The 23,867-nt window shown below is 73.7% G+C and carries 16 protein-coding genes; 9 read left to right on the forward strand and 7 right to left on the reverse strand.

Annotated elements, in window-relative coordinates; translation table 11 throughout:
* Positions 1-11: 11 nt before the first annotated feature.
* Positions 12-1,058 (reverse strand): Acg family FMN-binding oxidoreductase, encoded by a 1,047-nt coding sequence (locus AGRA3207_RS18455; RefSeq protein ID WP_231335962.1) that lies wholly within the window; start codon positions 1,056-1,058, stop codon positions 12-14.
* A gap of 140 nt (positions 1,059-1,198) precedes the next feature.
* Here AGRA3207_RS18455 and AGRA3207_RS18460 point away from each other — a divergent pair, with 140 nt between their 5' ends.
* On the forward strand, positions 1,199-1,639 hold the full coding sequence (locus tag AGRA3207_RS18460; RefSeq protein ID WP_231335963.1) for a universal stress protein: 441 nt from the start codon (positions 1,199-1,201) through the stop codon (positions 1,637-1,639).
* On the opposite strand, the gene AGRA3207_RS18465 is transcribed toward AGRA3207_RS18460, so the two are convergent.
* Positions 1,636-3,351, reverse strand: coding sequence for a sensor histidine kinase (locus AGRA3207_RS18465; RefSeq protein ID WP_231335964.1), 1,716 nt, complete (start codon positions 3,349-3,351; stop codon positions 1,636-1,638). The two genes, AGRA3207_RS18460 and AGRA3207_RS18465, sit on opposite strands and share 4 nt — an antisense overlap.
* A gap of 196 nt (positions 3,352-3,547) precedes the next feature.
* On the opposite strand from AGRA3207_RS18465, the gene AGRA3207_RS18470 reads away from it, so the two are divergent.
* The 5 genes from AGRA3207_RS18470 (at position 3,548) to AGRA3207_RS18490 (ending at position 8,656) form a co-directional block, all read left to right on the forward strand.
* On the forward strand, positions 3,548-4,189 hold the full coding sequence (locus tag AGRA3207_RS18470; protein ID WP_231336316.1) for a response regulator transcription factor: 642 nt from the start codon (positions 3,548-3,550) through the stop codon (positions 4,187-4,189).
* Positions 4,190-4,260: 71 nt separating this feature from the next.
* Positions 4,261-4,674 (forward strand): pyridoxamine 5'-phosphate oxidase family protein, encoded by a 414-nt coding sequence (locus tag AGRA3207_RS18475; RefSeq protein WP_231335965.1) that lies wholly within the window; start codon positions 4,261-4,263, stop codon positions 4,672-4,674.
* Positions 4,675-4,889: 215 nt separating this feature from the next.
* Entirely contained in the window at positions 4,890-6,122 is a 1,233-nt protein-coding gene (locus AGRA3207_RS18480; RefSeq protein ID WP_231335966.1) for an ATP-binding protein, read from the forward strand.
* Entirely contained in the window at positions 6,110-6,994 is an 885-nt protein-coding gene (locus AGRA3207_RS18485) for a helix-turn-helix domain-containing protein (RefSeq protein ID WP_231335967.1), read from the forward strand. Before AGRA3207_RS18480 ends, AGRA3207_RS18485 begins: the two co-directional genes overlap by 13 nt.
* A gap of 99 nt (positions 6,995-7,093) precedes the next feature.
* Positions 7,094-8,656: a DUF4407 domain-containing protein gene (locus tag AGRA3207_RS18490; protein ID WP_231335968.1), complete on the forward strand. Its 1,563-nt coding sequence runs from the start codon at positions 7,094-7,096 to the stop codon at positions 8,654-8,656.
* Positions 8,657-8,689: 33 nt separating this feature from the next.
* Here AGRA3207_RS18490 and AGRA3207_RS18495 read toward each other — a convergent pair whose 3' ends face one another.
* Together AGRA3207_RS18495 and AGRA3207_RS18500 are read right to left on the reverse strand one after the other, a co-directional pair.
* A complete protein-coding gene (locus AGRA3207_RS18495; protein WP_231335969.1) occupies positions 8,690-12,997 on the reverse strand; it encodes a tetratricopeptide repeat protein in 4,308 nt (1,435 codons plus the stop codon).
* Between the two features lie 35 nt (positions 12,998-13,032).
* Positions 13,033-13,389, reverse strand: coding sequence for a hypothetical protein (locus AGRA3207_RS18500; protein ID WP_231335970.1), 357 nt, complete (start codon positions 13,387-13,389; stop codon positions 13,033-13,035).
* Between the two features lie 177 nt (positions 13,390-13,566).
* Here AGRA3207_RS18500 and AGRA3207_RS18505 point away from each other — a divergent pair, with 177 nt between their 5' ends.
* Positions 13,567-15,003, forward strand: coding sequence for a PLL family lectin (locus tag AGRA3207_RS18505; RefSeq protein ID WP_231335971.1), 1,437 nt, complete (start codon positions 13,567-13,569; stop codon positions 15,001-15,003).
* A gap of 58 nt (positions 15,004-15,061) precedes the next feature.
* On the opposite strand, the gene AGRA3207_RS18510 is transcribed toward AGRA3207_RS18505, so the two are convergent.
* Positions 15,062-18,253, reverse strand: coding sequence for an ATP-binding protein (locus tag AGRA3207_RS18510; RefSeq protein WP_231335972.1), 3,192 nt, complete (start codon positions 18,251-18,253; stop codon positions 15,062-15,064).
* A 177-nt stretch (positions 18,254-18,430) separates the two neighbouring features.
* On the opposite strand from AGRA3207_RS18510, the gene AGRA3207_RS18515 reads away from it, so the two are divergent.
* Entirely contained in the window at positions 18,431-18,931 is a 501-nt protein-coding gene (locus tag AGRA3207_RS18515; protein WP_231335973.1) for a DUF6069 family protein, read from the forward strand.
* 192 nt (positions 18,932-19,123) lie between these two features.
* Here AGRA3207_RS18515 and AGRA3207_RS18520 read toward each other — a convergent pair whose 3' ends face one another.
* A complete protein-coding gene (locus tag AGRA3207_RS18520; RefSeq protein ID WP_231335974.1) occupies positions 19,124-19,978 on the reverse strand; it encodes a hypothetical protein in 855 nt (284 codons plus the stop codon).
* A gap of 711 nt (positions 19,979-20,689) precedes the next feature.
* Here AGRA3207_RS18520 and AGRA3207_RS18525 point away from each other — a divergent pair.
* Positions 20,690-23,353 (forward strand): helix-turn-helix transcriptional regulator, encoded by a 2,664-nt coding sequence (locus AGRA3207_RS18525; protein ID WP_231335975.1) that lies wholly within the window; start codon positions 20,690-20,692, stop codon positions 23,351-23,353.
* A gap of 62 nt (positions 23,354-23,415) precedes the next feature.
* Here AGRA3207_RS18525 and AGRA3207_RS18530 read toward each other — a convergent pair whose 3' ends face one another.
* Positions 23,416-23,862 carry a hypothetical protein gene (locus AGRA3207_RS18530; RefSeq protein ID WP_231335976.1) on the reverse strand — a complete coding sequence of 149 codons (447 nt, stop codon included), beginning with the start codon at positions 23,860-23,862 and terminating at the stop codon, positions 23,416-23,418.
* Positions 23,863-23,867: the final 5 nt, after the last annotated feature.

Genomic DNA, 23,867 nt, shown 5'->3' on the forward strand with positions numbered 1-23,867 from the left:
CACCGTCCCACTCAGGGCTCCTCGATCAGGACGTCCTGAAGGGGGCGCCGGACGCTGGTCAGCTCCCGGACGTCGGGTACCCCGATGCGGAGCAGCATCTGCGGGTGGGCGTCGCCGCAGAAGTGGGCGCGGATGAACGCCCGCAGCTCGGGGACCTGCAACGCCTGGGTGTGGTACGCGGCGGAAAGGCCGTGCTCGGCCGCGCGCAGCAGGACGGCCTGGAGCGCCTGTCCCGCCCTCAGCCAGTCGGCGGGGCCGTCCGCGCGGGTGACGAGCAGCACCACGACCCCCGCGGCCGCGGCCTCCTCGCCACCCGCGTCCGTACTGCCCGGTTCCTCCCCTTCCGCCGGGGCTCCGGTCCCCCAGCCCTGGCCCCGGGCGAAGTCCCGGGCGGGGAAGTGCGGCTCGGTGCGCGGGGTCTGCCGGGGATACGCGCCCTGCTGGACGCCGTCCGTGCGGCGGGTCCCCGGGGAAGGCGCCCAGCGGGCGATCTCGCTCGCGTACGCGGGCGTGCACCGCTGGACGTGCTCGGCGGCGTCGGTCAGGGCCGCCAGCGCTCCCGCGACGTGGGCGTCGACCGCCTGGACGAGCCGTCCGCCCTCCCGCTCCGCCTCCTGCCGGAGCGCCGCGAGGAGCGTCCCCGGCACCGGGCCGGACCGGAAGCCGCCACGGTGGCTGCGGCGGCGCCGCACCTGCGCGTACAACCGCGCGGTGCGCTCGTCCGCGGGCTCACCCGGGACCGCCTCGACGTCGGCGAGCAGGTGCGGCCGGTCCGGGTCGGGCAGCAGGGTCACCTCCGGCTCGTCGCCGAGCGCGCGCAGCCCGAGCCGGAGGTTGTAGAGCGCGGCGCCGCAGCTGATGAGCATTTCCCGGCCGTCCGGGTCGGCGACGTCCAGGCGGCGGTCGGCGTCGGCGCGCAGGCTGATCCGCGACCCCCGCACCGCGAAGCGCCAGGGCTGGGTGTTGTGCACCGACGGCGCCCAGATCGCGTCCTCCACCGCGCGCCGCGCGTCCTCGGCCGGCCGCCCGGCCCGATCGGTCTTGTGTGGTGTGGGCATGAGTCCGTCCTCCTGACCTCCAGCCCATCACCGGCCGTGCGCGCCCGGCAGGGCCGAAGGTCCGTTCCCGGCGGGACGTCCGGCACTGCCCTCCGCGCCGCCCGCGCTGCGAGCGTGGAAGGCACCCCGAGGAGGTCCTGATGCAGGTCATGCCCGAACACCGCTGCGTCGTCGTCGGCGTGGACGGATCACCCAACTCCGTGGCGGCGCTGCGGCGCTCGGCGCGGGAGGCCCTGCGCCGCCACGCGCGCCTGGACGTCGTCCGCGTCCTGGAACCCGCCGTGGGACGCACGCCCCGCCTGCTGCGCACCGCGCGCGAGTGGCTGCGGCTGCGCGACCTGGTGGCCCGGACGGTGCCGCGCTCCCAGCATCTGACCACCCGGCTCCGCATCGTCCACGGCAGCGCGGGGGACGCGCTGGCCGAGGCGGCGGAGCACGCGGAGCTGCTCGTCCTCGGCGCCGGGGGCGGCTTCGAGCACGGTGACCTGTTCGGCGGCGACACCGTGCCCGTCGCGCGGGACCGCGCCCGGTGCCAGATCGTGATCTGCGCCGACCAGACGGGCGACGGCGCCGCGTCCTAGACGTCCTTGAGGGGGACGCGCCAGACCAGCACGGTCCCGCCGCCGGGCCGCGCCCGCGTGCTGAACGAGCCGCCGAGATCCTCGGCCCTCTCCCGCAGGTTGCGCAGCCCGCTGCGGCGGCCGCCCTCGGGGATCCCGGACCCGTCGTCCTCGACCCGCAGCGTCACCTCGTCGCCGACGCCGACCGCCACGGACGCCTCGGACGCCCCGGCATGGCGGGCCACGTTCGACAGCGCCTCCCGCACCACCGCGAGCAGGTGCTCGCCGACGCGGTCGTCCACGGCGGTGTCCAGCAGGCCGTCCAGCCGGACCGACGGGGCGAACCCGAGGTTCCCGGCGGCCGCGTCCACCACCGCGTGCAGGCGGCTGCGCAGCGACTCCTCGTCGGCCGGGGCCTGCAACGCGAAGATCGAGGAGCGGATCTGCCGGATGGTGCCGTCCAGGTCGTCCACGGCCTGCTGCACCCGCACCGCCACGTCCCGCCGCTGCGTGATCTTGATGACGGACATCAGCGTCATCGCGGTGGCGAACAGCCGCTGGATGACGGTGTCGTGCAGGTCCTTGGCGATCCGGTCGCGGTCCTCCAGCAGCGCCAGCCGCTCGGTGTCACGGCGCCGCTCGGCCAGCTCCAGCGCCACCGCCGCCTGCCCCGCGAACGCCTCCAGCAGCCGCTGCGCCCCTTCGGTGAACACCGCGCCGCCGGGGGCGTTGACCACCGAGATCACCCCGCGCGCGGACTCGCCGACCCCGAGCGGGACGGACAGCACGGGCCCGATCGGCGGCTCCGCGACACCGGCGGCGCGCGCCGCCTCGCCGCCGTCGGCCAGCCGCAGCGCGGCCCCGTCCCGGCAGGCCCGGCCCGCGATGGGATGGTCCGCGGGCACCCGCAGGCCCCGCAGCCGCCCCGCCCCGTCGCCGTCGGCGGCGACCACCGTGAACCCGCGGCCCGCCTCGTCGGCGAGCGCGACGGTGGCCAGGGCCGCGTCGGCGACCTGCCGTGCCCGCCGCGCCAGCAGCGACGTCACCTCGCCGGTGCCGGTGCCCGACAGCAGCGCCGTGGAGATCTCCGCCGACGCCTCCAGCCACCGCTCCCTCGACCGCGCGTCCTCGTACAGCCGGGCGTTCTCGATCGCCACGCCCGCCGCGGTGGCCAGCGCGGTCACCACGACCTCGTCCTCCTCCTCGAACTCCCCGCCCCCGGCCTTCTCGGTCAGGTACAGGTTGCCGAACACCTCCTCGCGCACCCTGATCGGGACGCCGAGGAACGTCCGCATCGGCGGATGCCCCTCCGGGAACCCGTACGACTCGCGGTGCCGCGTGAGGTCGGCCAGCCGCAGCGGACGCGGCTCCTTGATCAGCAACCCGAGGATGCCGAGGCCGTGCGGCCAGTGCCCGATCGCGGCGATCTGCTCCTCGTCCACGCCGGCGGTGACGAAACGGACGAGCCGCTCCCCCTCCTCGCCGATCACCCCCAGCGCCCCGTACCGGGCGTCGGCGAGCGTCGTGGCGGCCTCGACGATCCTGCGCAGCACCGTCTCCAGGTCCAGCTCACCGCCGATCGAGACGACGGCCTCCAGCAGCCCGTGCACCCGGTCGCGGGTCGAACGCACGGTCTCCAGCCGCGCCTGAAGCTCGGTGAGCAGGTCATCGAGCTGGAGCTGCGGAAGGATCGGCCTTGCGCGATCCTCACCGTGACGGGGTCCCCGAGGCACACCGCGGTCCTGAGGCACATCGCGTTCCTGAGGCACATCGCCAGTATCCCCGCCCGCCATGGGACGCGGCGTCCGGGACCTTGGTCCCGCCGATCGCGGGACCTCCGAGCGTGTGGTGGGTGGTCGCGCGGAGGATAGGTTCGTGGGCGTGAGCGACAGCGCGCCGGGAGACGGGAAGGCCATCAGGGTGTTCCTGATGGACGATCACGAGGTCGTCCGCCGGGGCGTGGCCGCCCTGCTGTCGGCCGAGGGCGACATCGAGGTCGTCGGTGAGGCCGGGACCGCCGAGCACGCGCTGGCCCGCATCCCCGCAGCCCGTCCCGACGTGGCCGTCCTGGACGTCCGGCTGCCCGACGGCGACGGCGTCACCGTCTGCCGCGAGATCCGCTCCCGGATGCCGGGACTGGCCTGCCTGATGCTCACCTCCTTCGACGACGAGGACGCCCTGTTCGACGCCGTCATGGCGGGCGCCTCCGGCTACGTCCTCAAGCAGATCCACGGCTCGGACCTCGTCGGCGCCGTGCGCACCGTCGCCGCCGGCCAGTCCCTCCTGGACCCCCGCAGCACCGCCCGCATGCTCCGGCGCATCCGCGAACGCCAGGAGAAGAAGGACCCCCTCCAGGGCCTGACCGACCAGGAGCGGCAGATCCTGGAGCTCATCGGCGAGGGGCTGACCAACCGGCAGATCGGCGAGCGCATGTACCTGGCCGAGAAGACCGCCAAGAACTACATCTCCAGCATCTTCGCCAAGCTGGGCATGAGCCGCCGCACCCAGGCCGCCGCCTTCGCCGCCCAGCTCAAGGCCGACGCCGCCAGGCCGAGGACCGACCGCGAGTAGCCGCGGGAACCGGCCGCTCGATGGGACGTTCGTCCCTAACGCCCGCCGCCCCCGGCGGCGATCCTGGGTCCATGCACCTCGATCGCAGTGGCCTGGAGATCCTGGACGTGCGGGAATGCCGTGCCCTGCTCGCCCGTGCCGTGGTCGGCCGGGTCGTCTTCACCGAGCACGCCCTCCCGGCCGTGCAGCCGGTCAACTTCATCGTCCACGCCGACGACGTGGTCATCCGGACGGCCCGGGCGTCACGGCTCGCCACCGCCGCCCGCCAGACCGTCGTCGCGTTCGAGATCGACGAGTTCGACGCCACCGCCCGGACCGGCTGGTCGGTCGTGATCATCGGCCACGCCCGCCTCGTCACCGCGTCCGAGGAGATCGCCGCGCTGGAGGATTTGCCGCTGCGCAGCTGGATGCCCGGCCACCGCGACCAGTACATCCGTATTCGTCCCGAACTCGTCTCGGGCCGGCGCATTCCCGTGGACGCCTGACCGGATTCGGGCCTCTCCGAGATCATCGCCCTGGGCGACCTGTGCTCCACCCACCGAACGCGGCCTGAGCGGCGTCGGCGGCCTCCTCGAAGCGCAAGACCCGCGGCGACCGCAACCGGTCACCGCCCTGTCGCCGACCTGGTCGCAGTGCACAGACGGGCGCGGGTCCATGGGCCACGATGTCGGGCGAGGAGCCGCGTTCCCGGAGGTGCCGATTGGCCGGACTCGACCTGCCCGCGCGCGTCTCCCGGCTCCGTCTCGCCCTCGACTGGGACCGCGTCCCGGAGGTCCCGGACCGCGACGAGATCGTCGCGCGCTACGAACGGCACCTGAACCGGATGGCGGCGTTCGTCCGGGCCGTCATGGTGCCGTTCCTCGTGATCCCGCTCTTCGCCTGGAACGATCTGGCGCACCCGTCGCTGGCGGTGGCGGCGCTGGCCGGCGCGGTCGTGGAGGCGACGTGGTACGTGCGCCGCGTGTGGGACAGCGAGCCCATGCGCGGGGACACGCGACTCGCCCTGGTGGACGTGGGGTTCTGCGTCGCCCTGATGGGCGTCGGTTCGCGCGCGGCGGAGGCCGGGCTGCGCAACGTCATCATGACCGAGGTGGTGCCGTTCAGCCTGATCGCGTCGCTGACGCTGGCGTTCGCGATCGGGCTGACCTGGCGGGCGCTCGGCGGGATCGGCCTGCTCTGGGGGTCGTGGTGCGTCGCCCTCTACCCCGACGTCGGGTTGAAGCTGGCGTCCGATCTGCTCGGATTCATCATGTGGTACGTGGTCGGCTTGTACGTCGCCTATCTGCTGCGCTCGATGGCCGTCCGCACCGTGCTGGCCGTGGCCACCGGCCGCGCCACCGAGCTGGAGGCGGCCAGCAAGCGGCGGCGGGACGACCTGGAGCGGCTCCGGGACCGGTTCAGCCGTGGTCTGCACGACGGGAGCCTCGGCATCCTGGACGGCCTGATCTCCGACGACCGGCTGCCGGAGGAGACCCGGGAGCTGCTGCGCCGCGCCTCGCTGGCCGCGCGCGCGGCCCTGGACTCCGACGAGGACGACCAGCCGTTCGGCGAGGGCCTCGCCGAGGCGGCGGACACCTACCTCCGGCTGGGGCTGCTGGTGCAGCCGACGTTCTTCATCGACGTCGAGCCACCGCCCGATGTCGCCTCGGTGCTGGTCGCCGCGGCGGCGGAGGCGCTCAACAACGCCCATAAGCACGCCGGGCCCGGGGCCGTCGTCGAGCTCTTCGCCGAGGCGAGGGAAGGAGAGGTCGTGGTCGAGGTCGTCGACGACGGCGTCGGTTTCGACCACACGGCGGTGCGGCACGGCGGCGGCCTGGACAGGACGTACCCGCGGGTCGAGAAGATCTGCGGGCGCCACCAGATCCTGTCGGCGCCCGGCGAGGGGACGGCGATCCGATTCGAGTGGTCGAAGGAGTCCGCATGTCCGGGCTGACCGTCGCGTTCGTGGACGACAACGCGATGCTGCGCGTCCTGCTGGACGACAGGCTCAAGCCGCTGCTGCCCGGCGCGACCATAGAGCCGACGTACCCCGGCGTACGGGACGTCCCGGCCATCGACGGGCCGGGGGTTGCGCTGTGCGACGTCCAGCTCGGCGATCCGCTGTCGGGCGGCGCCGCGGTCCAGCACCTGATCGCCAAGGGCTGGCGGGTGCTGCTGTTCTCCACGCACGCCCGGCGCCGCCAGGTCCTGGAGGCGATCGCCGCGGGCGCCCGCGGCTACCTGGAGTCGCGTCCCGACTTCCCCGCGATGGCGGACGCGATCACGGTGGTCGCGGACGGCAGGCTGCACATGTCGCAGGCACTCGCCAAGCGCTGCTTCGCCGAGCTGCGTCATCGGCATCCGGAGGACTTCGGGTTATGGTCCGGCGACATGGCCGTGCTCCGGTCCTTGATGCTGAGGCCGTCCGCCGAACAGGTGGCCGCCGATCACCGGCTGGGGGCGGCGGCCGTCCAGCAGTCGGTGAACCGGGTCTTCGCCGCCGTGAGGCTCAGCGTCGGCCAGACGGCGCTCACCCCCGCCGAGCGGCGCCTCGCCAAGCTCGTGGGCTGCCCCGACTCCACCAGCAACGGCGCGGCGGTGGCCGAGCGGCTGAACGTCACCCAGGACGCCCACAACGCCAACCTGGCGCGGATCCGGGACAAGTACCTGCGGAGCCATCCGGAACTGCTCGCCGAGGACGGCCGTGAAGTGCTGCGCGATGAGCTGGAGCGGAGCGGACGGGCCGTCAAGATCACTCCCGTGGAGGCCGCCCAGCGCTGGGCCGAGGAGCTCGGGCTCTGCCGCGAGCGGCCCCGCCCGGACTGAGCACAGAATTCTGTTGGCGCAGCTCAGGACCCCCTGTGGACACTTTTGGTCAGGACTGGCCGCAGTCCTCGGTGCCACGTCTCACGGCAGGGGTTCGCCATGCCCGCTCCAAAGTCCGGTCCCCGCTCCGCCACCCCGAAGAAGACCTCGGTCGGCAAGGGCCCGCCACGCCGCCGCCCTCCCCGCACCGCGCAGGCCGAGCCCGCGGAACCCGCGCCGAGGCCCGGGAAGCGGCGCCGCCGCCCGCTGGCACGGCCGCTGACGCGGCTGCTGGCGAACCTGCTCATCGTGGTCACCGGCGCGCGGCTGCGCCTCGTCACCGAGGACGAGCGGACCCGGTTCGTCAACCTCGGCGCGCTCATGACGCTGACCGCCGGGCTGGCCGTGTTCTCGGCCTCGGCCATGGCGGCGATGGCGGCCAACTCCTCGATCGTCTCGAAGCTGCCGGTGGGGCTGGTCTTCGGCGCGTTCGTCCTGTTCATCGACCGGTCGGTCACGAGCCAGGTCGCGCCGTACCGCAACGTGAAGATCACCGTCAAGACCGTCCCGGCCACGACCGGACGGCCCGCGCGGACGACCGGGAAGACCGGCACGAACGCCAAGACCGGCACGAACGCCAAGACCGGCACGAGCGCGAAGACCGGCACGAACGCGGCGTCCAGGCCACCGGCGCGGCACGGACGAGGACCCCGGACGGCCGTCAAGGTGACCGCGACCATGGACCCGCCCAAGACGAACTGGTCGGTGCTCGCGCCCCGCGTCCTCATCACGGTGGTGGCATCGCTCCTGGTCTCGGAGATCCTGCTGGTGATGGCCTTCAGCGGAATAATCGGCGAGCAGGCCGCGGCCGACCGCGAAGCGGCGCTGCGCAAGACCATCGCGAGGATCGACGAGCGCCACAACGCCGACGCACGTCCTCTCCAGGAGGAGATCAAGGCGCAGGACAAGGCCGTCGAGAAGCTGCGCACCGAATACGCCAAGGTGCAGCGGCAGGCCGCCTGCCAGCGCGCCGGCACCTGCGGGCCGATCGGTGAGGGACCGCTGTTCGACGACGCCACCGCCAGGCTCAAGGACATCAAGGCCGCCCTCGCCAAGGAGGAGCGGGCCGCCTCCACGGTGCGGGAACGCGACGGCGGGAAGCTCGAAGAGCTGCGGACGCAGCGCCGCGCCGAGATCGACACCGCGCGGAGGAAGAGCGCGGACGTGCAGGACCTCCTGGCCAAGGAGGAGGCGTTCCGCAAGGTCACCAAGCGGAACGGTGTCGTCATGGTGATCCGCCTGCTGCTGATGGCGCTGCTGCTGGCCATGGACATCGCCCCGATCCTCCACAAGCTGACCAGCAAGGCGGAGGCGCACGACCGGCGTGTCCGCAACGCCGAGCTGGCGGCGCTGGTGAAGGCGGAGGTCGAGCGCTTCAAGAGGCAGCGGGACGTGGAGATGGCGACGGCGGCCGACCTCGAACGTCGCGAGGCGCTCTTCTTGCAGGAGCACGAGACGTTCCGACACGAGCTCATCATCCGCAAAGACGAGGAGCGGCTCGCCTACCAGAAAGAGCGGCTGCGGTTGCGCAAGCGGCGCGAACGGCTCATGAAGCCCAAGGCGTCCCCTCGCAGGCGGGCGAGCGTGACCGACCTCAACGCCAAGCGCAAGAAGCGGGCCTAGCCCGGCCTGCCGGGGGTGAGGTCGCGGGGACGGTCAGAACTCTTCGAGGGCGTGCGGGGCGGCGGCGACCAGCGCCGCGGGGTCGGCGGCGGCGACGGCCTCCAGCAGCGCGTAGGGCGATGCGCTGGTCAAGGCGTCCGCGAGGAGCCGCCGGGCCTCGTCCGCTCCGGCCTGCCCGACCATCGCGGTCACCACCGCCGCCTGCTCGTGCGGGTTCGTGAGGGAGTGGCCGATGGCCGTCGCCCGCTTCAGGTCGCCGTTCCGCGCCGCCGCCGTGGCCACCACCATCAGCGCCTGGGCCTTCTCGTACGGGTGGGTGATGGTGCCGGCGATGCGTTCGGCACGCTCCAGGTCCCCGTGCTCGGCGGCGGTCGCGGACACCGCCATCAGCGCCTGGGTCTGCTCGTAGGCGTGGGGGACGACGCGGCAGATGCTCTCCGCCAGCTCCGCGAGTTCCCGCGCGCGGTACAGATCCCCGCCCTTGCCCGCGGTCCCCGCGAGGGCCATGAACACCTTGGCCCGCAGGAAGGGGTTGGTGACGGAGGTGGCGATGTCCACCGCACGCTTCATGGCGCCGTTCTGGGCCGCCGCCACGGCCACCGCCATCACCGCCACGGCGTCTTCGTGCGACGAGGGGATCGAGTGGGCGATCCTTTCGGCGCGGTCCAGGTCGCCGGTCTTCGCCAGCGCTCCGGCGAGCGAGCCGCGGGCCTGGAGCTTCTCGAACGAGTCCTTCATGGAGTTGAAGGTCCCCTCGGCCGATCTCAGCAGCTCCAAGGCCCTGTCCGGGTCGACTTTCCCGGCCACGGCGACGGCCAGTTCCGTGAGCGCCTGCGTCCGTTCATAGAGAGAACGGATCGACAGGGCGAGGCGTTCGGCGCGGTCCAGGTCACCGCCCTCCAAGGCGACGGTGGCCAGCTTCCGGAACGCCTGGGCCTGTTCATAGGACGAGCGAATGGGCCGGGCGATGCGTTCGGCGCGTTCCATGTCGCCGCTCACGGCGACGGCGGTGCTCAGCAGCCGCTGCGCCCGGGCCCGCTCGACAGGGGTGTCGATGGATCGGATGACACGTTCGGCGTGTGCCAGGTCGCCGCCGCCGACGGTGGCGACGGCCAGCTCCGTCAACGCCTGGGTGCGCTCCTGGGCGAAGGGGATGGACTCCGCGAACCGCTCGGCGCGGTCGATGTCGCCGGTGCGGGCCACGGAGACGGCCAGCGCCCGCAGTGCCCGCGTCCGTTCGTAGTCGTCGTCGATGGACCGGCTGAGCTTCTCGGCGCGTTCCAGATCGCCGTTCCCGGCCACGGCGACGGCCAGCTCCGCTAACGCCTGGGCCTGCTCGTAGGCGTCGGGGATCGACCGGGCGATCCGTTCCGCGCAGTCCGCGTCACCGCTGATGGCGACGGCCCTGGCCAATAAGACGTGCGCGCGGGCCTGTTCCAGGGGGTGGCTGATCGAGCGGGCGACGCGCTCGGCCGAGCCCGCCAGGTCCCGCGCCCGGCCGACGTCCCCGCCGTCGATCATCGCCCGGGCCACCGCCGTCAGGGCCTGCGCCTCCGCCGCGGGTTCGGAGATGGAGCGGGCGATGCGCTCCGCCCGGTCGAAGTCGCCGCCCTTGGCCGGCGCCATCGCCAGCGCGGTCAGGGCCTCGGCCTGCCCGGCGGGGTCGGTGACGAGGCGCGCGAGGTGCTCGGCACGGTCGAGGTCGCCGTCCTCGGCCGCCTCCTGCGCCAACGCCGTCAGCGCCCGCGCCTGGTCGGACGGGTGGGCGATGGAACGGGCGGCGTCCTCGGCCTCCTCCGCGAGACGCCGCGCCCGGACGAACTCCCCGTTCCCGGTCGCGGCGCGCGCCACGTCCGTCATGACCCGCACCCTCTCCGCGACGGAGGCGATGGAGCGGGCGGCCTCCTCGGCCTCCTCCCCGAGCCGCCCCGCCTCGGCGGCGTCCCCGTACTCCGTCACGGCCCGCGCCACCGCCGTCAGCGCCTCGGCGCGCTCGGCCGGGGGGACCAGGGAACGGGCGACGTCCGCCGCCACCCCCGCGAAGTGCCGCGCCCGGACGTCGTCCCCGTTCCCGGTCGCGGCCCGCGCCACCGCCGTCAGCACCTCGGCCTGCTCCGAGGGGGCGAGGAACCGGGTGAGGTCCGCGGCCGCCACCGCGAGACGCCGCGCCCGGACGGTGTCCCCGTTCCCCGTCGCCGCCCGCGCCAGCAGCGTCAGCGCCTCGGCCCGCTCCGACGGGAGGAGGATCTCGTTGACGATGCTCTCGGCCTCGTCCGCCTCCCCGCCCCTGGCCAGCGCGCCGCCCAGCGCCATCAGCACCGGACCCCGCACATGGGGGAGCGAGACCGAGCGGACGACACGCTTGGCCCGTTTCAGTTCACCGTTGCCGACCATGGTGGTGGCGAGCGCGGCCAGCAGCTGCGCCCGCTCGGAGGGATCGATGACCCACTGGGCGAGGTGCTCGATCCGCCTCAGGTCACCGCCGCTGACCGTGGCGAGCGCCGTCAGCGCCCGGGACCGCTCCGAGCGGTCGATGATGAACTGGGTGATGTGCAGGGCCTGCTTCAGGTCGCCGTTGTTGGCCACGGTCATGGCGAGCGCGGACCGGACCAGGGCCTGCTCGGTCCGGCCGGTGACGGATCCGGCGATCTGCTCGGCCCGCCGCAGGTCGCCGCTGTTCGCGAACGCGGTGGCGAGCGCGGCCAGCGCCTGCGCCTGCCTCAGGGAGTCGGGGATCAGGCCGGTGATGTGCTCGGCCCGCCGCAGGTCGCCGCTGTTCGCGAACGCGGTGGCGAGCGCGGCCAGCGCCTGCGCCTGCTCGGAGGCGTCGGTGATCGACGCGGCGATGTGCTCGGCCCGCGTCAGGTCGCCGCCGGCGGCCAGGGCCGTCGCCAGCTTCCTGAGCGCCCGCTCCTGCTCGGACGCGTCGGTGATGGAGCGGGCGAGCGCCTCCGCCCGGATCGGGTTGCCGATCCGCGCCCAGGTGAACGGCAGGTCGGTCGGGATGTAGCTGTTGCGCCGGGCGAGGCGCTCCCTGGTGAACGCCAGGCGCAGGCTCGCCGACAGGTCCGGCCGCTCGTGGTCCCGGACGAACTCCTGCACGGTGATGATGTCCGCGATGGCCGCCGCGTCACCGCCGCTGATGTCGAGCATCCGATCGAGCCTCAGCCGGTCGGTGGCCAGCTCCGTCATCCGCGCGACGTCACCGGCGGCGTACAGCATCGCCAGGTATCCGCGGAGCAGGTACTCGGGCGTCTCGGACGGCCAGCCGCTGCGCCGGTACCGGTCGGCCCACCCGTGCAGGCGGTCCCGCCACCCGGTGAGGGCGGCCTCGCCCAGGCAGCGGGCCGCGGTCCGCTGGAGCTCCTCGTGCGCCAGGACGAACTGGCGCGTCGACCCGGGCCGCCAGGTGGCCTGGCGGGTCATGAAGGCGCGGCCGGTGACGGCGTCCAGCACGCGCTCGACCTCCCAGACCGACACCCCGGCCAGATCCGCCAGATCGTCGCCGCCGAGGCCGCCGCCCGCGGCGGTCACCAGCCCCAGCAGCTCCCTGCCGAGGCCGTCGTCGTCCAGCAGGTGCACCAGCTGCCGTTCCGCCTCCTTGCGGACGAACTCCGCCTTGGGCGAGACGCTCAGGGGCCGGATGATGCGCCCGTCCTTCAGCGGATGCCAGGACGGCACGTCGGAGGGGATCTCCGGGTGCGGCCGTCCCGCGACGACCACGCGCATCCCCCGGACCGGCGCCGCGGGAAGCAGGGCCGCGATGCTGTGCGCCTCCGCGCCGGCCGTCACACCGCTGTCCTCGTCCAGCCCGTCGACCACCAGCACGAGCCGGACGCCGTCGCGTTCGCACGCCAGCGCCGCCTCGTCCAGGAGCCGCAGGAACCAGTCGTGGCGGCTGGCCTCCGTCAGCACGTCGGGCAGCGTCTCCCCCGTGATCGCGGCGAGCTGGAGCAGCGTCGCCTCAAGGAAGGCGGCCCGGTCGCTCTGCCCCGCCCACCGCGCCGTGATGAAGAACGACACGATCCGCACGTCCGGGGGCGGGTTCATCACCAGCGACGCCATCAGCGCCGACTTGCCCGCCCAGGCGGGCCCCTGCCACCACGCGTAGGACGGCCCGTCCGCGCGGGTGCAGAAGTCCGCCAGCTCGCGCAGCTCGCCCTCGCGGTCTTCGAGGACGCCCGGGAAGATCTGCCGGACCCGGTGCAGGTATCCCGAGACCGGGGGACGGGCCGGCCGGCCGCCGAGATGCAGCACCCCCGTGTTGACGACGCTGTGGTCGCCGCCGATCGCCTGACCGGAGCCGCGCAGCCGCGCGCGCCACCGCGCCCGGTTCCCCATCACCACCCCCGTGGGCGCCTGCGACCACGTGCGGGTCAGTCGAATCGGATCCCGGTGTTGGCGTCGCCGCCTTGGGACGCGTCGGCGTCCCCCGTCCTCCTCACCCGGACGTCGCCTCGGTGCGAGCGTGAGCGGCCAAGGAAGCCGGAGTTGGCGTGGCCCCCGCGTCCCGACGAGGCGCGGCCCGTCCCCAGGACCTCCGCCCGCGGACCCCGCGAGACCCCGCCGGGCAGCAACGCCAGGATCGCGACCCCGACTCCGGCCACGGCCGCCAGCGTCGAGACGATGGCCGCCACCTTCCTGGCGTCGTCCCAGCCCAGCACCAGCAGCACCACGGCCAGCCCGGTGACCAGCACCCCCGTCACCGCCACCGCGGCACGCCGTTCCGTCACATCGCCATCATCCAGCCCGAAGTTCCCGGTCCGGGCAGGAACCGCCGATGAAGTCCGACACCGGCCAAGCACGGCGCTTCACCTGCCGCGCGATCCGATGTAGCGGCGCCGCATCCGATGTAGCGCCTCACGGGCAGGACCCCGCACGAGGCGGGGCGGACACGTGAGGAGCCCGCGATGGCGCCGCCCGCACCCGACTTCGGCCCGGACATCGACCCCTACGCGGCCTACGAGCAGCAGCGCGACTGCGATCCCGCGCCCAAGCCCGGCGTCGCCGAGTTCCGCGACCTGGTCCTGGCCGCCTACCCCGGCACCACCGACCTCGGTATCGGCCGGGCCTGCGGCCGCGGCGGGCCGAGCGAGCACAAGGAGGGCCGCGCGTGGGACTGGGGCGTCGACGTCCATAGCCAGCCGCATCTCGCGGACGACCTGATCGGCTGGCTGCACGGCAACGACCGGCACGGCAACACCCACGCCCTCGCGCGCCGCTTCGGGATCATGTACATGATCTGGAACCGGCGGATCTGGATGGCGAACCGCGCGAGCGCCGGGTGGCAGCCGTACCGGGAGAAGAACCCGCACACCAACCACATCCACTTCAGCTTCTCCTGGGCGGGAGCGCTCAAGGAGACGAGCTGGTGGCACGCCCCGGTCGCGCCGGACCGCAGGCAGCGGCTGGCGGTGGGCATGTCGGCCGACGGACGCCTTGAGGTCTTCCACGGCGCGATGGACCAGGTCTGGCACACCTACCAGCACAGCCCCGGCGGAACCTGGACCGCCTGGCAACCCCTCGGCGGCCCCGCACAGGCCACCGTCGCACTCGCGGCATCGGCCGATGGACGCCTGGAACTGTTCGCCATGAACGCCGACACCTTCACCCACCGCTACCAGATCAAACCCTCCGCCGAATGGAGCGCCTGGGGACCCTTCGGCGCAGGCGGCGACCACCTCGCCATCACCCACAACCACGACGGACGACTCGAAGCCTTCGCCAGCAACGCCGGTGGAGTGCATCACCGCTGGCAGACCACCCCGAACGGGGGCTGGGTCGACTGGCACCCGCTCGGCGGGCCGGGCCGGACGCGGCTGGCCGCGGCGCCCGCCGCCGACGGACGGATCGAGGTGTTCGCGATGAACGACGACATCTTCCAGCACAACTGCCAGACCGACGCCAAGGGAACATGGCGGGACTGGGCCGACTTCGGCCTCGGAGGCGACCACCTCACCGTCACCCACAACCACGACGGACGCCTGGAGGTGTTCGCCAGCAACCCCGGTGGCGTCCACCACCGCTGGCAGACCACCCCGGGCGGCAGCTGGTTCGACTGGCAACCCCTCGGCGGCCCCGCCCGGGCGCGGCTGGCCGCCATCCCCTCCCACGACCGGCGCATCGAGGTGTTCGCCCTCAACGACGACACGATGCAGCACAACTACCAGACCGACACCACCGGAACCTGGCGCACCTGGCAGGACTTCGGCGGCGGAGGCTACTTCGTCCAAGCCCTCCGCAACCCCGACGGACGCCTGGAGATCTTCGCCAACAACCCCGGCGGCGTCCACCACCGCTGGCAACACCGCCCCAACAGCGAATGGACCGCCTGGCAGCAGCTCTGACCCTCCCCAGCCAGGGCGCGGCCGTCCACTCCTCCTTCCGGGACGGCCGCGCCCTTCCTCACAGCCGCCAGTGGATCTCGTGGTCGGGCGCGTAACGGCAGGTGGTCCCCGTCGTGACCGTCTGGCGGAGGTGGGCGCCGAGCTCGGGATGCCGCTCCTCGACGCGGCGCAGGGTGTTGCGGATGCGGGCGGTGACGCTCTTGCGGGCGCGTTCGCCGTCGTCGCCGAGCCTGCGGGCCCGCCCTGCCAGGCCGGTGGCGCGGCGCAGCTCGTCCAGCAGCGCCTCCCGCTCGCGGTCGAACTCAGCCGCCCGCCGGTCGTCGCCGAGTCCCGTGGCGCGGTCGATCTCCTCGTCGAGCCGCTCCAGGCGCCGCCGGTAGCGCGCCTTGGCCTCGTCGTCGAGGACGGCGTCGGCCCCCATGGACGTGCCCGCCTCCACGGCGGGGTCCCGGGGGTCGAGCAGCCGGGCCGCCGGGATGTAGCGTCCCGGCGAGCCGAGCAGGCAGCGCAGGTCACGCAGGCCCTTGGCGTCGGACATGTGCACGGTCCGCCCGGCGAAGGTCAGGCGCCAGACGGAGCCGTCGGTGGTGAATTCGTTCACAGGGTCGGCGGGCCGGGGCGCGGGAGCGGACACGGGCAGGACGCGCCCGGCCCGCTCGGTCAGGTGGGCCATGCCCAGCCGCCGCGCCTCGGCGGCCGCGTCGCGCAGCAGCCCGCCGGCCGTCGCCGCGTCCTGCCCGGCCCCCCGCGCGCGGAGGGCCGCGGCGAGTTCGAGGCGGGCGCGGGCCGACCAGGGGCGGGCCCGCAGGAGGTCGGCGGAGCGGTGCGCGCGGGTGAACTCCGCGATCGCGTCGTCCCAGCGTTCACGGGCGGCGTCCAGCATTCCCGTCCACAGGGCCGCCGGGCCGCTGATGTCCCATCCGTAGAACGAGACCAGCCACCGGTCACGGTACGGCTCCAGCGCGGCCCGGACCCGCTCGCACCAGCCCGGGTCCCCGGACGCGGCGGCGGCCTGCGCCTGGAAACGCAGCCACAGCGGGACGAGACCCCGATCCGGCCAGGGCCGTCCCTCTCCCAGCCGCGGCACCGTTCCGGTCGGGGGCTCGCCCTGTTCCAGTGCCGTGATGGAGGCCACCAGTTCCCCGTGCAGGTGGTCTTGCGCGCTCAGCGCCCGGCACGGCTCCGCCGTATCGGCGAACCTGCCTTGCAGCAGCGACAGGGCCCAGCGTTGGTGGTCGGCGTAGTACCGGAGCCAGTCCGTGTGCCGGGCGTGGGAGGTGACCAGCTCGGCGTGCGCCTCCTCCGCCTCGGCGAAGCGGCCCATGACCGCGTACACGACACCGCGGTCGATGAGAGAGGTGAGGCGCATCTGCGGCAGCCCCGCGTCGGCCGCGGCGCCCACCAGCGCGTGGAACTGGTCGATGTAGGCCGGATCGCCGCATTCCAGCAGTGCCACCCAGCGCATGGACATGGCCATGTGCCCTCCGCAGCGGTCACCGCGCCGCCGGGACACCTCGACCAGTTCGCTGGACAACGCGGACCGCTCGGCGGCGGTCTCCGGCCCCCATCCGGCGTGCAGCCGCGCCCACAACCCGACGTGGAGGGCCTCGTCGTCACGGCGCTCGCGCGCGGCGGTCACGACGCACCGCGCGATGTGGTCGGCCATGGTCGCGGGGTCGGCGTCGGCAGGGTCCGTGGCGCGGTCGGCGTCGGGGGCGGCGGGGTCCGGGGCCGACAGGCGGGCGTAGACCTCCCGCAGGACGTGCGCCTTCAGCCCGGTGGCGTCGCCCCGTCCGTCCGCGCCGTGGAGGACGAGCGCCACCTGGTTCAGAACCGCCCGGTCGTCCAGGCCGCGGGCCGCGTCGACCGCGTCGCCGAAGGCGCGCCAGGCGCGGTCCCGGTCGCCGATCAGGTGCAGCTCGTTCCCGAGGAGCAGGGAGAGCTGGGCGCTCCTGGCCGGGTCGTCGCCGCCGAGGCGTTCCAGGGCACGCTCGTAGTGCCCCACCGCCTCCTGGTCGGCCAGCCGTCCGGCGGCGTGCCGGGCGGCGTCCGCCAGCAGGTCCGCGGCGACGCGTCCGTCCAGTTCGTCGTCCGCGAAGTAGGCGTGCCGGGCGAGCTCGGTCGGACGGGCCTGGTCACCGGCGCCGGACGGGTCGCGCAGCGCGCGGACGGCCGCGGCGTGCAGCCGCCGCCGGTCGCGTTCGCCCAGCGACTCGTAGAGGGTCTCGCGGACGAGGTCGTGCCGGAACACCAGGGCCCCCGCCCGGTCCGGCCGCACCAGGTGGGTGCCGGCCGCCTCGGCGAGCAGGGCGGCGACCCGCGCCTCGTCCACGCCCACGGTCCTGGCCAGCACGGCGGGGCAGAACCGCCGCCCGAGGACGGCGGCCGCCTCCAGCAGGCGCGCGACGGGGTCGCCGAGCAGTGACAGGCGCCGGTGTAGCGCGGCCCGCACGCCGGGCGAGATCGTGGTGACGGGATATCCGGCGGACCACAGCCGCGCGGTCTCCTCCACGAGGAACGGGTTGCCGCCGGTCCGCGCGTGCACGATGTCGACGAGGGCGTCCGGCGGCCGCTCACCCGCCGTGCGGGCCAGCAGCTCCCCGACGCCCTCGGGCTCCAGGCCCGTCAGGTGCAGCGTCGTCGCCCGCGCGGCCAGCGGCCGCAGCAGCGGGCGCAGCGGGTGGTCGGGCCGCTCGACCTCCACGTCGCGGTAGGTCGCGACCAGCAGCACGCGCTCGAACCAGATGTGCTGGGCCACGAACTCCAGCAGCCCGAGGGACGCGGCGTCCGCCCAGTGCAGGTCTTCCAGCACCACCAGCACCGGGCGGCGGCGGGAGGCGGTGATCAGCATGGTGCCGACGGCGTCGAGGAGCCGGAAGGCGGGGACGTCCTCGCTCTTCGGGCCCTCGCCCAGCAGGACCGGCAGGACGCCGCCCGCGGCGGCCGCGAGGTCCGCCCACTCCTCGGGGGCGCAGCGGCCACGCAGCCCGCGGACGGCCTGCGTCCACGGCCAGTAACCCGGGGTGCCGTCGGCGTCCCAGCACGCGCCGTGCAGCACCCGCATGCCCCGCCGCGCCGCCTCGGCGACCGCGTGGCCCGCCAGCGACGACTTCCCGATGCCCGCCTCCCCGCAGACGAGCACCAGCCCGCCGTGGCTCACGGCGGCCCGGCCGACCAGGTCCCGCAGCGCGCGCGTCTGGGACTCCCTCCCGATGAGCTGCGACTCCACCGGCGGCACCTCCTCCAGCACCGGCGACACGACACCCGGTAATCACACACCGACCCTAGAGCGTCACTCATGGTGATGAAACCGCTTTTCCGGGGCGGTGCGAGGGACCGCCGCGAAGTCACCCGCGGAGGATGATCCCTCCGCTTCGCGGCGCGCGGACGCTTGCGGGAGGAGCACCGATCCGAAAAGGAGCCTGCCGTGACGGGTCCTCTCGATGGCCGCACCGTCCGCGCCGTGGTAAAGGACCCCGGAAGGCGGCGCGTGGACGCCACCCGGCTCTGGGGCGCGGGGCTCGCCACCGCCCTGGTCGCCGAGCTCGCCGCGTCCCTCGGTGTGCTGGTCGCACGCGGCGTCTTCGGCATCGGGCTCTTCCCGTCCTGGGGAAGGGGCGTCCTCAGCGGCCTGCCGACCAGCGTCTTCATCGTGACGGCGGGTCTCGGTGCGCTGCTGGCGACGCTGGTCCTGCAGTTCCTCGTCGCGCTGACGCCCGCCCCGATGCGGGTGTTCGCCTGGATCATGGTGCTGCTCACGCTGATCGGCACGGTCGTCCCCTTCAGCACGGGCGCGCCGCCCGCGGCCCAGGCCGCGACGGGGCTGATCGACCTGTGCGTCGGCCTAGTGATCTTCTCTCTGCTCTCCCAGGCCGGGGACTCGATGATCCGGGACGAGGAGCCGTTCGTCCCCTCCGCGTTCGAATGAACGGCCCGGTCTCTTGTGGGGGGACGACCCCCCACACCCCCCGGAACAGATCTGGGACGCGGTCAGGACCCGGGCGCCCCTGATGCCCGGGTCCTGACCTTCCTTCGGTGCGGGGACGTGGCCGATCCCCGCGGGATGCGCGCGGCCCCACCCCCCTGGGGCCGCGCGCGGCTCATCTCCCGGCCATGCGCGTCACGGCGCGATGGACGCGGGACGGCTGAGGACCGTGAGCCGGTCCACCTCGGCGAACCCGAGCCGTCCGTACAGCTCGTGCAGGTCCGGGGCACCGGCGCCGGTGGACGGGATGGTCGCGACGACCTCGCGGGCGGCGCAGCGGGTCAGCACGTGGAGCGCCGACCGGACGAGGTCCTCCGCCTCGGCGCACGCCGGGTCCGGCTCGGCGTGGGTGACCCAGCCGACGTCGTACGGCGAGACCGTCACGTCGATGTGGGCGTCGGCGCCGTCCGCGTGGATCCGCCAGCCGAGGAAGTCGGTGTTCTGCTTCGGCCTGACCCGCACGTCGGCGGGCGGCGGCGCCGGGGCGGTCAGGTGCTGGTGCAGGTAGGTCGATATGCCGACCATCTCGAAGGCGCGGCCCCGCATCGCGGAGTACGTGGCGGCGCGGGCCTTCGCGGGAAGCCCCCTGAGGCCGAGGCCGAGGGAGCTCAGCAGCGGGAAGGCGCTGATCGTCCTTCCGCCGAGCCGGCGCATCGCGGCGTCCAGCAGCAGGTGCACCACCGCGGGCTCCTCCCCTCCGTGGAGCCACAGCAGCGTTCCGGTGCCGTCCGAGCGGTGGACGCCCGTGGAGACGACGCCGAGCACGACGTCCTCCTCGTCCACGACCACGTCGGTGCGCACGAGGCCCAGCCGCGCCCAGCGCGACCCCTCGAACGCGGACCGGCCGATGCGGGCGGCCTCCAGCATGCCCCACGTGCAGACGGGCTGGCCGACCAGCCGGTCCTCGTTGATCAGCGCGAGGACCTCGGGCTCGTCGGCGGGACGGTAGGGACGGACGGACCGCTGGGCGAAATCGAACGTCGTCGGCATGGCGCATCCTCCCGGTGCCGGGATGTTCCTTGCGGGGCGGGTCTGCGGAGAAGAGATCATGGTCAACTCCCGTGGCGGGACGGGCGGGACGGGCTTCGCGAGTCCCATACGACCCCACCGGGCCGCCCTGTCACATCCTCAAAGGAGGTAGTGATCTTTGTCGTGCCCGGGGCGCCGCGGGGGGCGGCGGACCGATGCGATCGGTCCCGGCCGCCGCGGTGTCCGGGTGGCCGGGCGGGCGCGCGGCACATCCTTCCAGCAAGCGGCCCTGGACGAATCATTCCTACCGAACTGAATGATTTACCGGCGGACGATGGCCCTGTTATAACCAAAGTCTCCATCGGAAGAACTCGAACTGGTGAGCGATAATTCATTCTCATCACTTACGCGATGAGGATGGGGCATCCAGGTCTTTCCGTTCGACCGTCCAAGCGAGCCGTCCACATCTGACGCATGGGTTTGCTCTTGCAAACTCAATATGTGGATGCTCATATAAGATGTTCGAGTCAATCATGGAGACGCGACTTTGTGCGCACTAGCTCCGGAGTAGGACGAGCCGACCCCCGGTGCGCGGTGATGCCCGGTTGCCGGATGAGCTCTGGAGACGATGCCATGCGAGGACGCGACAGCCAGTGGAGAGCCGTTCTCAATCTCCTCGACGGGGTCGGGAACAGGGGGATCGGCGTGCTTCTCGTGGACGCCGAGATCGGTATGGGGAGAAACCTTCTGCTCACCAGGGCGGTGGACGAGGCCGCCGGCCGCGGGTTCGCGGTGACGGGCGGATCGGCGTCGGGGCTCAGGCGGCTGGCGCCGCTGGGGTCGCTGTTCTCGGTGTTCCAGGGGCTGGGGATGTCCGAGGGGAGCGCCTTCGAGACCGGTGCCTCCGAGAACCTGTTCCCCGCGATCGACGAGCTGCGGGGGCTCGTGCAGAGCCGGTCGGCCGACAGGCCCGTGCTGGTCTGGCTGGACGACGTCCAGGAGGCGGACCTGGCGACGCTCCTGACGCTGAAGATCCTGCCGGCCCAGCTCGCGTCCGCCCCGGTGGCGTGGATGTTCACCCGCCAGGTCACGGCGGCGAGGACCACCGAGGCCGATCTGCTTTTCGACCGGCTGCGCCACGAGGGCGCCCGTTACATCGAACTCGGCCCGCTCGGCAACGAGGCCATCGCGGAGATCACGGCCGACGTGCTGAAGGCGAAGCCGGAACGGGAGCTGCTGGCGCTGGCCGCGCAGACCGCCGGGAATCCGATGCTGCTCGTGGAACTCCTCAAGGGCCTGCTGGAGGAGGGCGCCGTCCGTGTGAGCCGGGGCGAGGCGAGCCTGATCTCGAACGTGGTCCCCCAGCGTGTTCGAACGATCGTGCAGCGTCGCATGGACGATCTCAAGCCGGACACCCGCCGTCTGCTGGAGGTGGCGGCGATCCTCGGCCGGTGCTTCTCGGCGGAGGACCTGGCGGAGCTCCTCGACCGGGCCCCCGTCGAGCTGCTGCCGGCGATCCGGGAGGCCATGGCCGAGGGCGTGCTCATCGAGATGGCGCAGGCGGCGTCCTTCCGCCACGAGCTCGTCTGGCGGACGATCGTCGAGATGATCCCGATGACGGTCAGGCAGGCCGTCCACCGGCAGATCGGGGAGTTCCTCCTGGACCGCGGCGAGCTGTCCGAGACGGCGGCGGAGCATCTGATCCTGGGGACGCCGCCGGGCGACGCCAGGGCGCTGGCACGGCTCGACCGCGCGGCGGCGCAGGCGCTGCCGACCTCGCCGAGCACCGCGCTCCACCTGACCGAGCGGGCGCTGCAGCTCACCGACCAGCGCGACTCGGACTGGCTCGCACGGACCGCGACGGCGGTGGAGACGCTGACGCTCACCGGCGACCTGGGCAAGGCCGAGACGCTGGCCCGTGCCGCGCTGGCCGAGCCGACGCCCATGCCGACCGCGGCGCGGCTGCGGATCGCGACCTCCGCGATCCTGCACCTGCGCGGCAGGCCCGCCGAGGCCCGGGCCGAGGCCGTCGACACGCTGGCGCTCCCGAGGCTGCCCGTCAACCTGCGCGACAAGGCCGAGGTGGCGCTGCTGCATGCCATGGCGGCGGACCCGGGCGAGCGGGCGGGCGAGGAGCGGGCGGCGGCCGTCCTGGACAAGCCCGACCGGCACGGCGACGCCGCCCTCATCACGGCGCGGATCCTGCTGGCCACCTCAGCCTGGGCCCGGGGGGAGCTCCAGGAGGGGTTGCGTCTCGCACGCGAGGCGGTGGGCCACGCCCTGCTCGGCTCGATCCCGGCCAGGAGGACGCATCCGCGGCTCACGCTCGCCTCGATGCTCGGCGACGTCCGGCGGCTGGACGAGGCGCAGGGGCTGCTCCGCACCGCCGAGCGGGAGCGCAGCTCGCTGGACCACCACGCCTGGGCGGCCGGGACGAGCGCGTTGCAGGCCAGGATCCATCTGGCCGCCGGACGGCCCGACGACGCGGTCGCCGAGGCCGCTGCCGCGCTCCGGCTGGCCACCGAGACCGGGGCCGACCTGTTCGCCCCGACGGCGATCTCGGTCCTGGCGACCGCGGCCCTCCGCGGCGGCGACATGACCCTGGCCGCGCGTCATCTGGAGCGGTTCGAGGACCTGCTGCTGGAGCGGCAGGCCGTCCCGGACACCCTGCGCTGCACCGCCGTGCTCGCCCAGGTCAACGAGGCCAGGTTCGGCTCCGAGGCCGCGACGGCGCTGCTCTCCCGTCTGCGCGACGCCGACGGCCGGTACCGGCGGCTGCTGGTGACCGCGCCGGACTCGGGCGCCTGGCTCGTCCGGCTCGCGCTCGCCGGCGGCGACCGGGCGCAGGCCGAGGGCGTGGTCGCCGTCGCCGCCGAGCTGGCGGAGGGGAACCCGTGCTTTGCGTTCCTCACCTGCGCGGCGGCCCACGCGCGGGGACTGCTCCGCCGGGACGCGAGTCTCCTCGACGAGGCCGCGCAGAGCCCGGACCCGTGGTGCCGGGCCTCGGCGCTGGAGGACTGCGGCGTCGTCCTCGCGGCGGCCTCGGCCCGCCAGGACGCCGTGGGCCGTCTCGACCAGGCACTCGACCTCTACCAGCGGCACGGCGCCGCGCGGGACGCGGCGCGGGTGCGCAGCAGGCTGCGGGAGATCGGGGTGCGGCGACGGCACTGGTCCCGCCGGGCCCGCCCGAAGACGGGCTGGGCCAGCCTCACCGACACCGAGCAGAAGATCACCGGACTGGCCGCGCAGGGCCTGACGAACCGGCAGATCGCCGAGCAGATGTTCCTCAGCGTCCACACGATCGCCTTCCATCTCCGGCACGTCTTCCGGAAGCTGGAGGTCGGCTCGCGCGTCGAGCTGACCCGCCTCTCCCTCGAACACGACCGCAAGCGGTAACGCCCCGCCCCGCCGCCCCCGGAAGACGCCGGCGGACGCCGGCGGCTCCCGGAGGCGTCCCGTCAGAGCAGCAGGCGCACGCTCCACCGCCTGCCGTTGTCCACCCGCACCTGATCGAAGTCGCCGGCGCACTCGGCGAGCCACACCGATCCGCCGAGCAGGAGGGGCTCCGCCTCCCGCGCGACGCTGGGCCTGAGCGCCCTGTCATGGGAGAACCGCACCCGCGGCGGGCCCTCCGCGCCGACCGCCCCGTACGCGAACGCCCACCCCGTCCGCCCTCCGCCTCCGGCGGCGACGGGCCCCAGCGGCCACCGGGCCTCCGCACGGCGCCGATGCGCGCCGATGACCATCTGGCCCTCCGCGGCGAACTTCAGGACGCTGCGGATCACCGGTGACCCGGCCGGGGAGAAAAGGTAGAGCATCCACCAGTAGTCGCCACCTGGATAGAGCAAGGCCCGCCAGCCGGAGACGGGCAGTTCCTCCTCGGCTATCAGCACACGCTCACCCATGGCCG

This window comes from Actinomadura graeca (genome assembly GCF_019175365.1).
Taxonomy (GTDB): domain Bacteria; phylum Actinomycetota; class Actinomycetes; order Streptosporangiales; family Streptosporangiaceae; genus Spirillospora; species Spirillospora graeca.

What these genes read in the sequence shown, in the direction of transcription:
- AGRA3207_RS18525 (WP_231335975.1), top strand. Translation starts at nt 20,690, where the DNA reads ATGGGGAGAAACCTTCTGCTCACCAGGGCGGTGGACGAGGCCGCCGGC.
- AGRA3207_RS18470 (WP_231336316.1), top strand. Translation starts at nt 3,548, where the DNA reads ATGGACGATCACGAGGTCGTCCGCCGGGGCGTGGCCGCCCTGCTGTCG.
- AGRA3207_RS18495 (WP_231335969.1), bottom strand. Translation starts at nt 12,997, where the DNA reads ATGGGGAACCGGGCGCGGTGGCGCGCGCGGCTGCGCGGCTCCGGTCAG.
- AGRA3207_RS18460 (WP_231335963.1), top strand. Translation starts at nt 1,199, where the DNA reads ATGCAGGTCATGCCCGAACACCGCTGCGTCGTCGTCGGCGTGGACGGA.
- AGRA3207_RS18455 (WP_231335962.1), bottom strand. Translation starts at nt 1,058, where the DNA reads ATGCCCACACCACACAAGACCGATCGGGCCGGGCGGCCGGCCGAGGAC.
- AGRA3207_RS18505 (WP_231335971.1), top strand. Translation starts at nt 13,567, where the DNA reads ATGGCGCCGCCCGCACCCGACTTCGGCCCGGACATCGACCCCTACGCG.
- AGRA3207_RS18530 (WP_231335976.1), bottom strand. Translation starts at nt 23,862, where the DNA reads ATGGGTGAGCGTGTGCTGATAGCCGAGGAGGAACTGCCCGTCTCCGGC.
- AGRA3207_RS18475 (WP_231335965.1), top strand. Translation starts at nt 4,261, where the DNA reads ATGCACCTCGATCGCAGTGGCCTGGAGATCCTGGACGTGCGGGAATGC.
- AGRA3207_RS18520 (WP_231335974.1), bottom strand. Translation starts at nt 19,978, where the DNA reads ATGCCGACGACGTTCGATTTCGCCCAGCGGTCCGTCCGTCCCTACCGT.
- AGRA3207_RS18490 (WP_231335968.1), top strand. Translation starts at nt 7,094, where the DNA reads ATGCCCGCTCCAAAGTCCGGTCCCCGCTCCGCCACCCCGAAGAAGACC.
- AGRA3207_RS18485 (WP_231335967.1), top strand. Translation starts at nt 6,110, where the DNA reads ATGTCCGGGCTGACCGTCGCGTTCGTGGACGACAACGCGATGCTGCGC.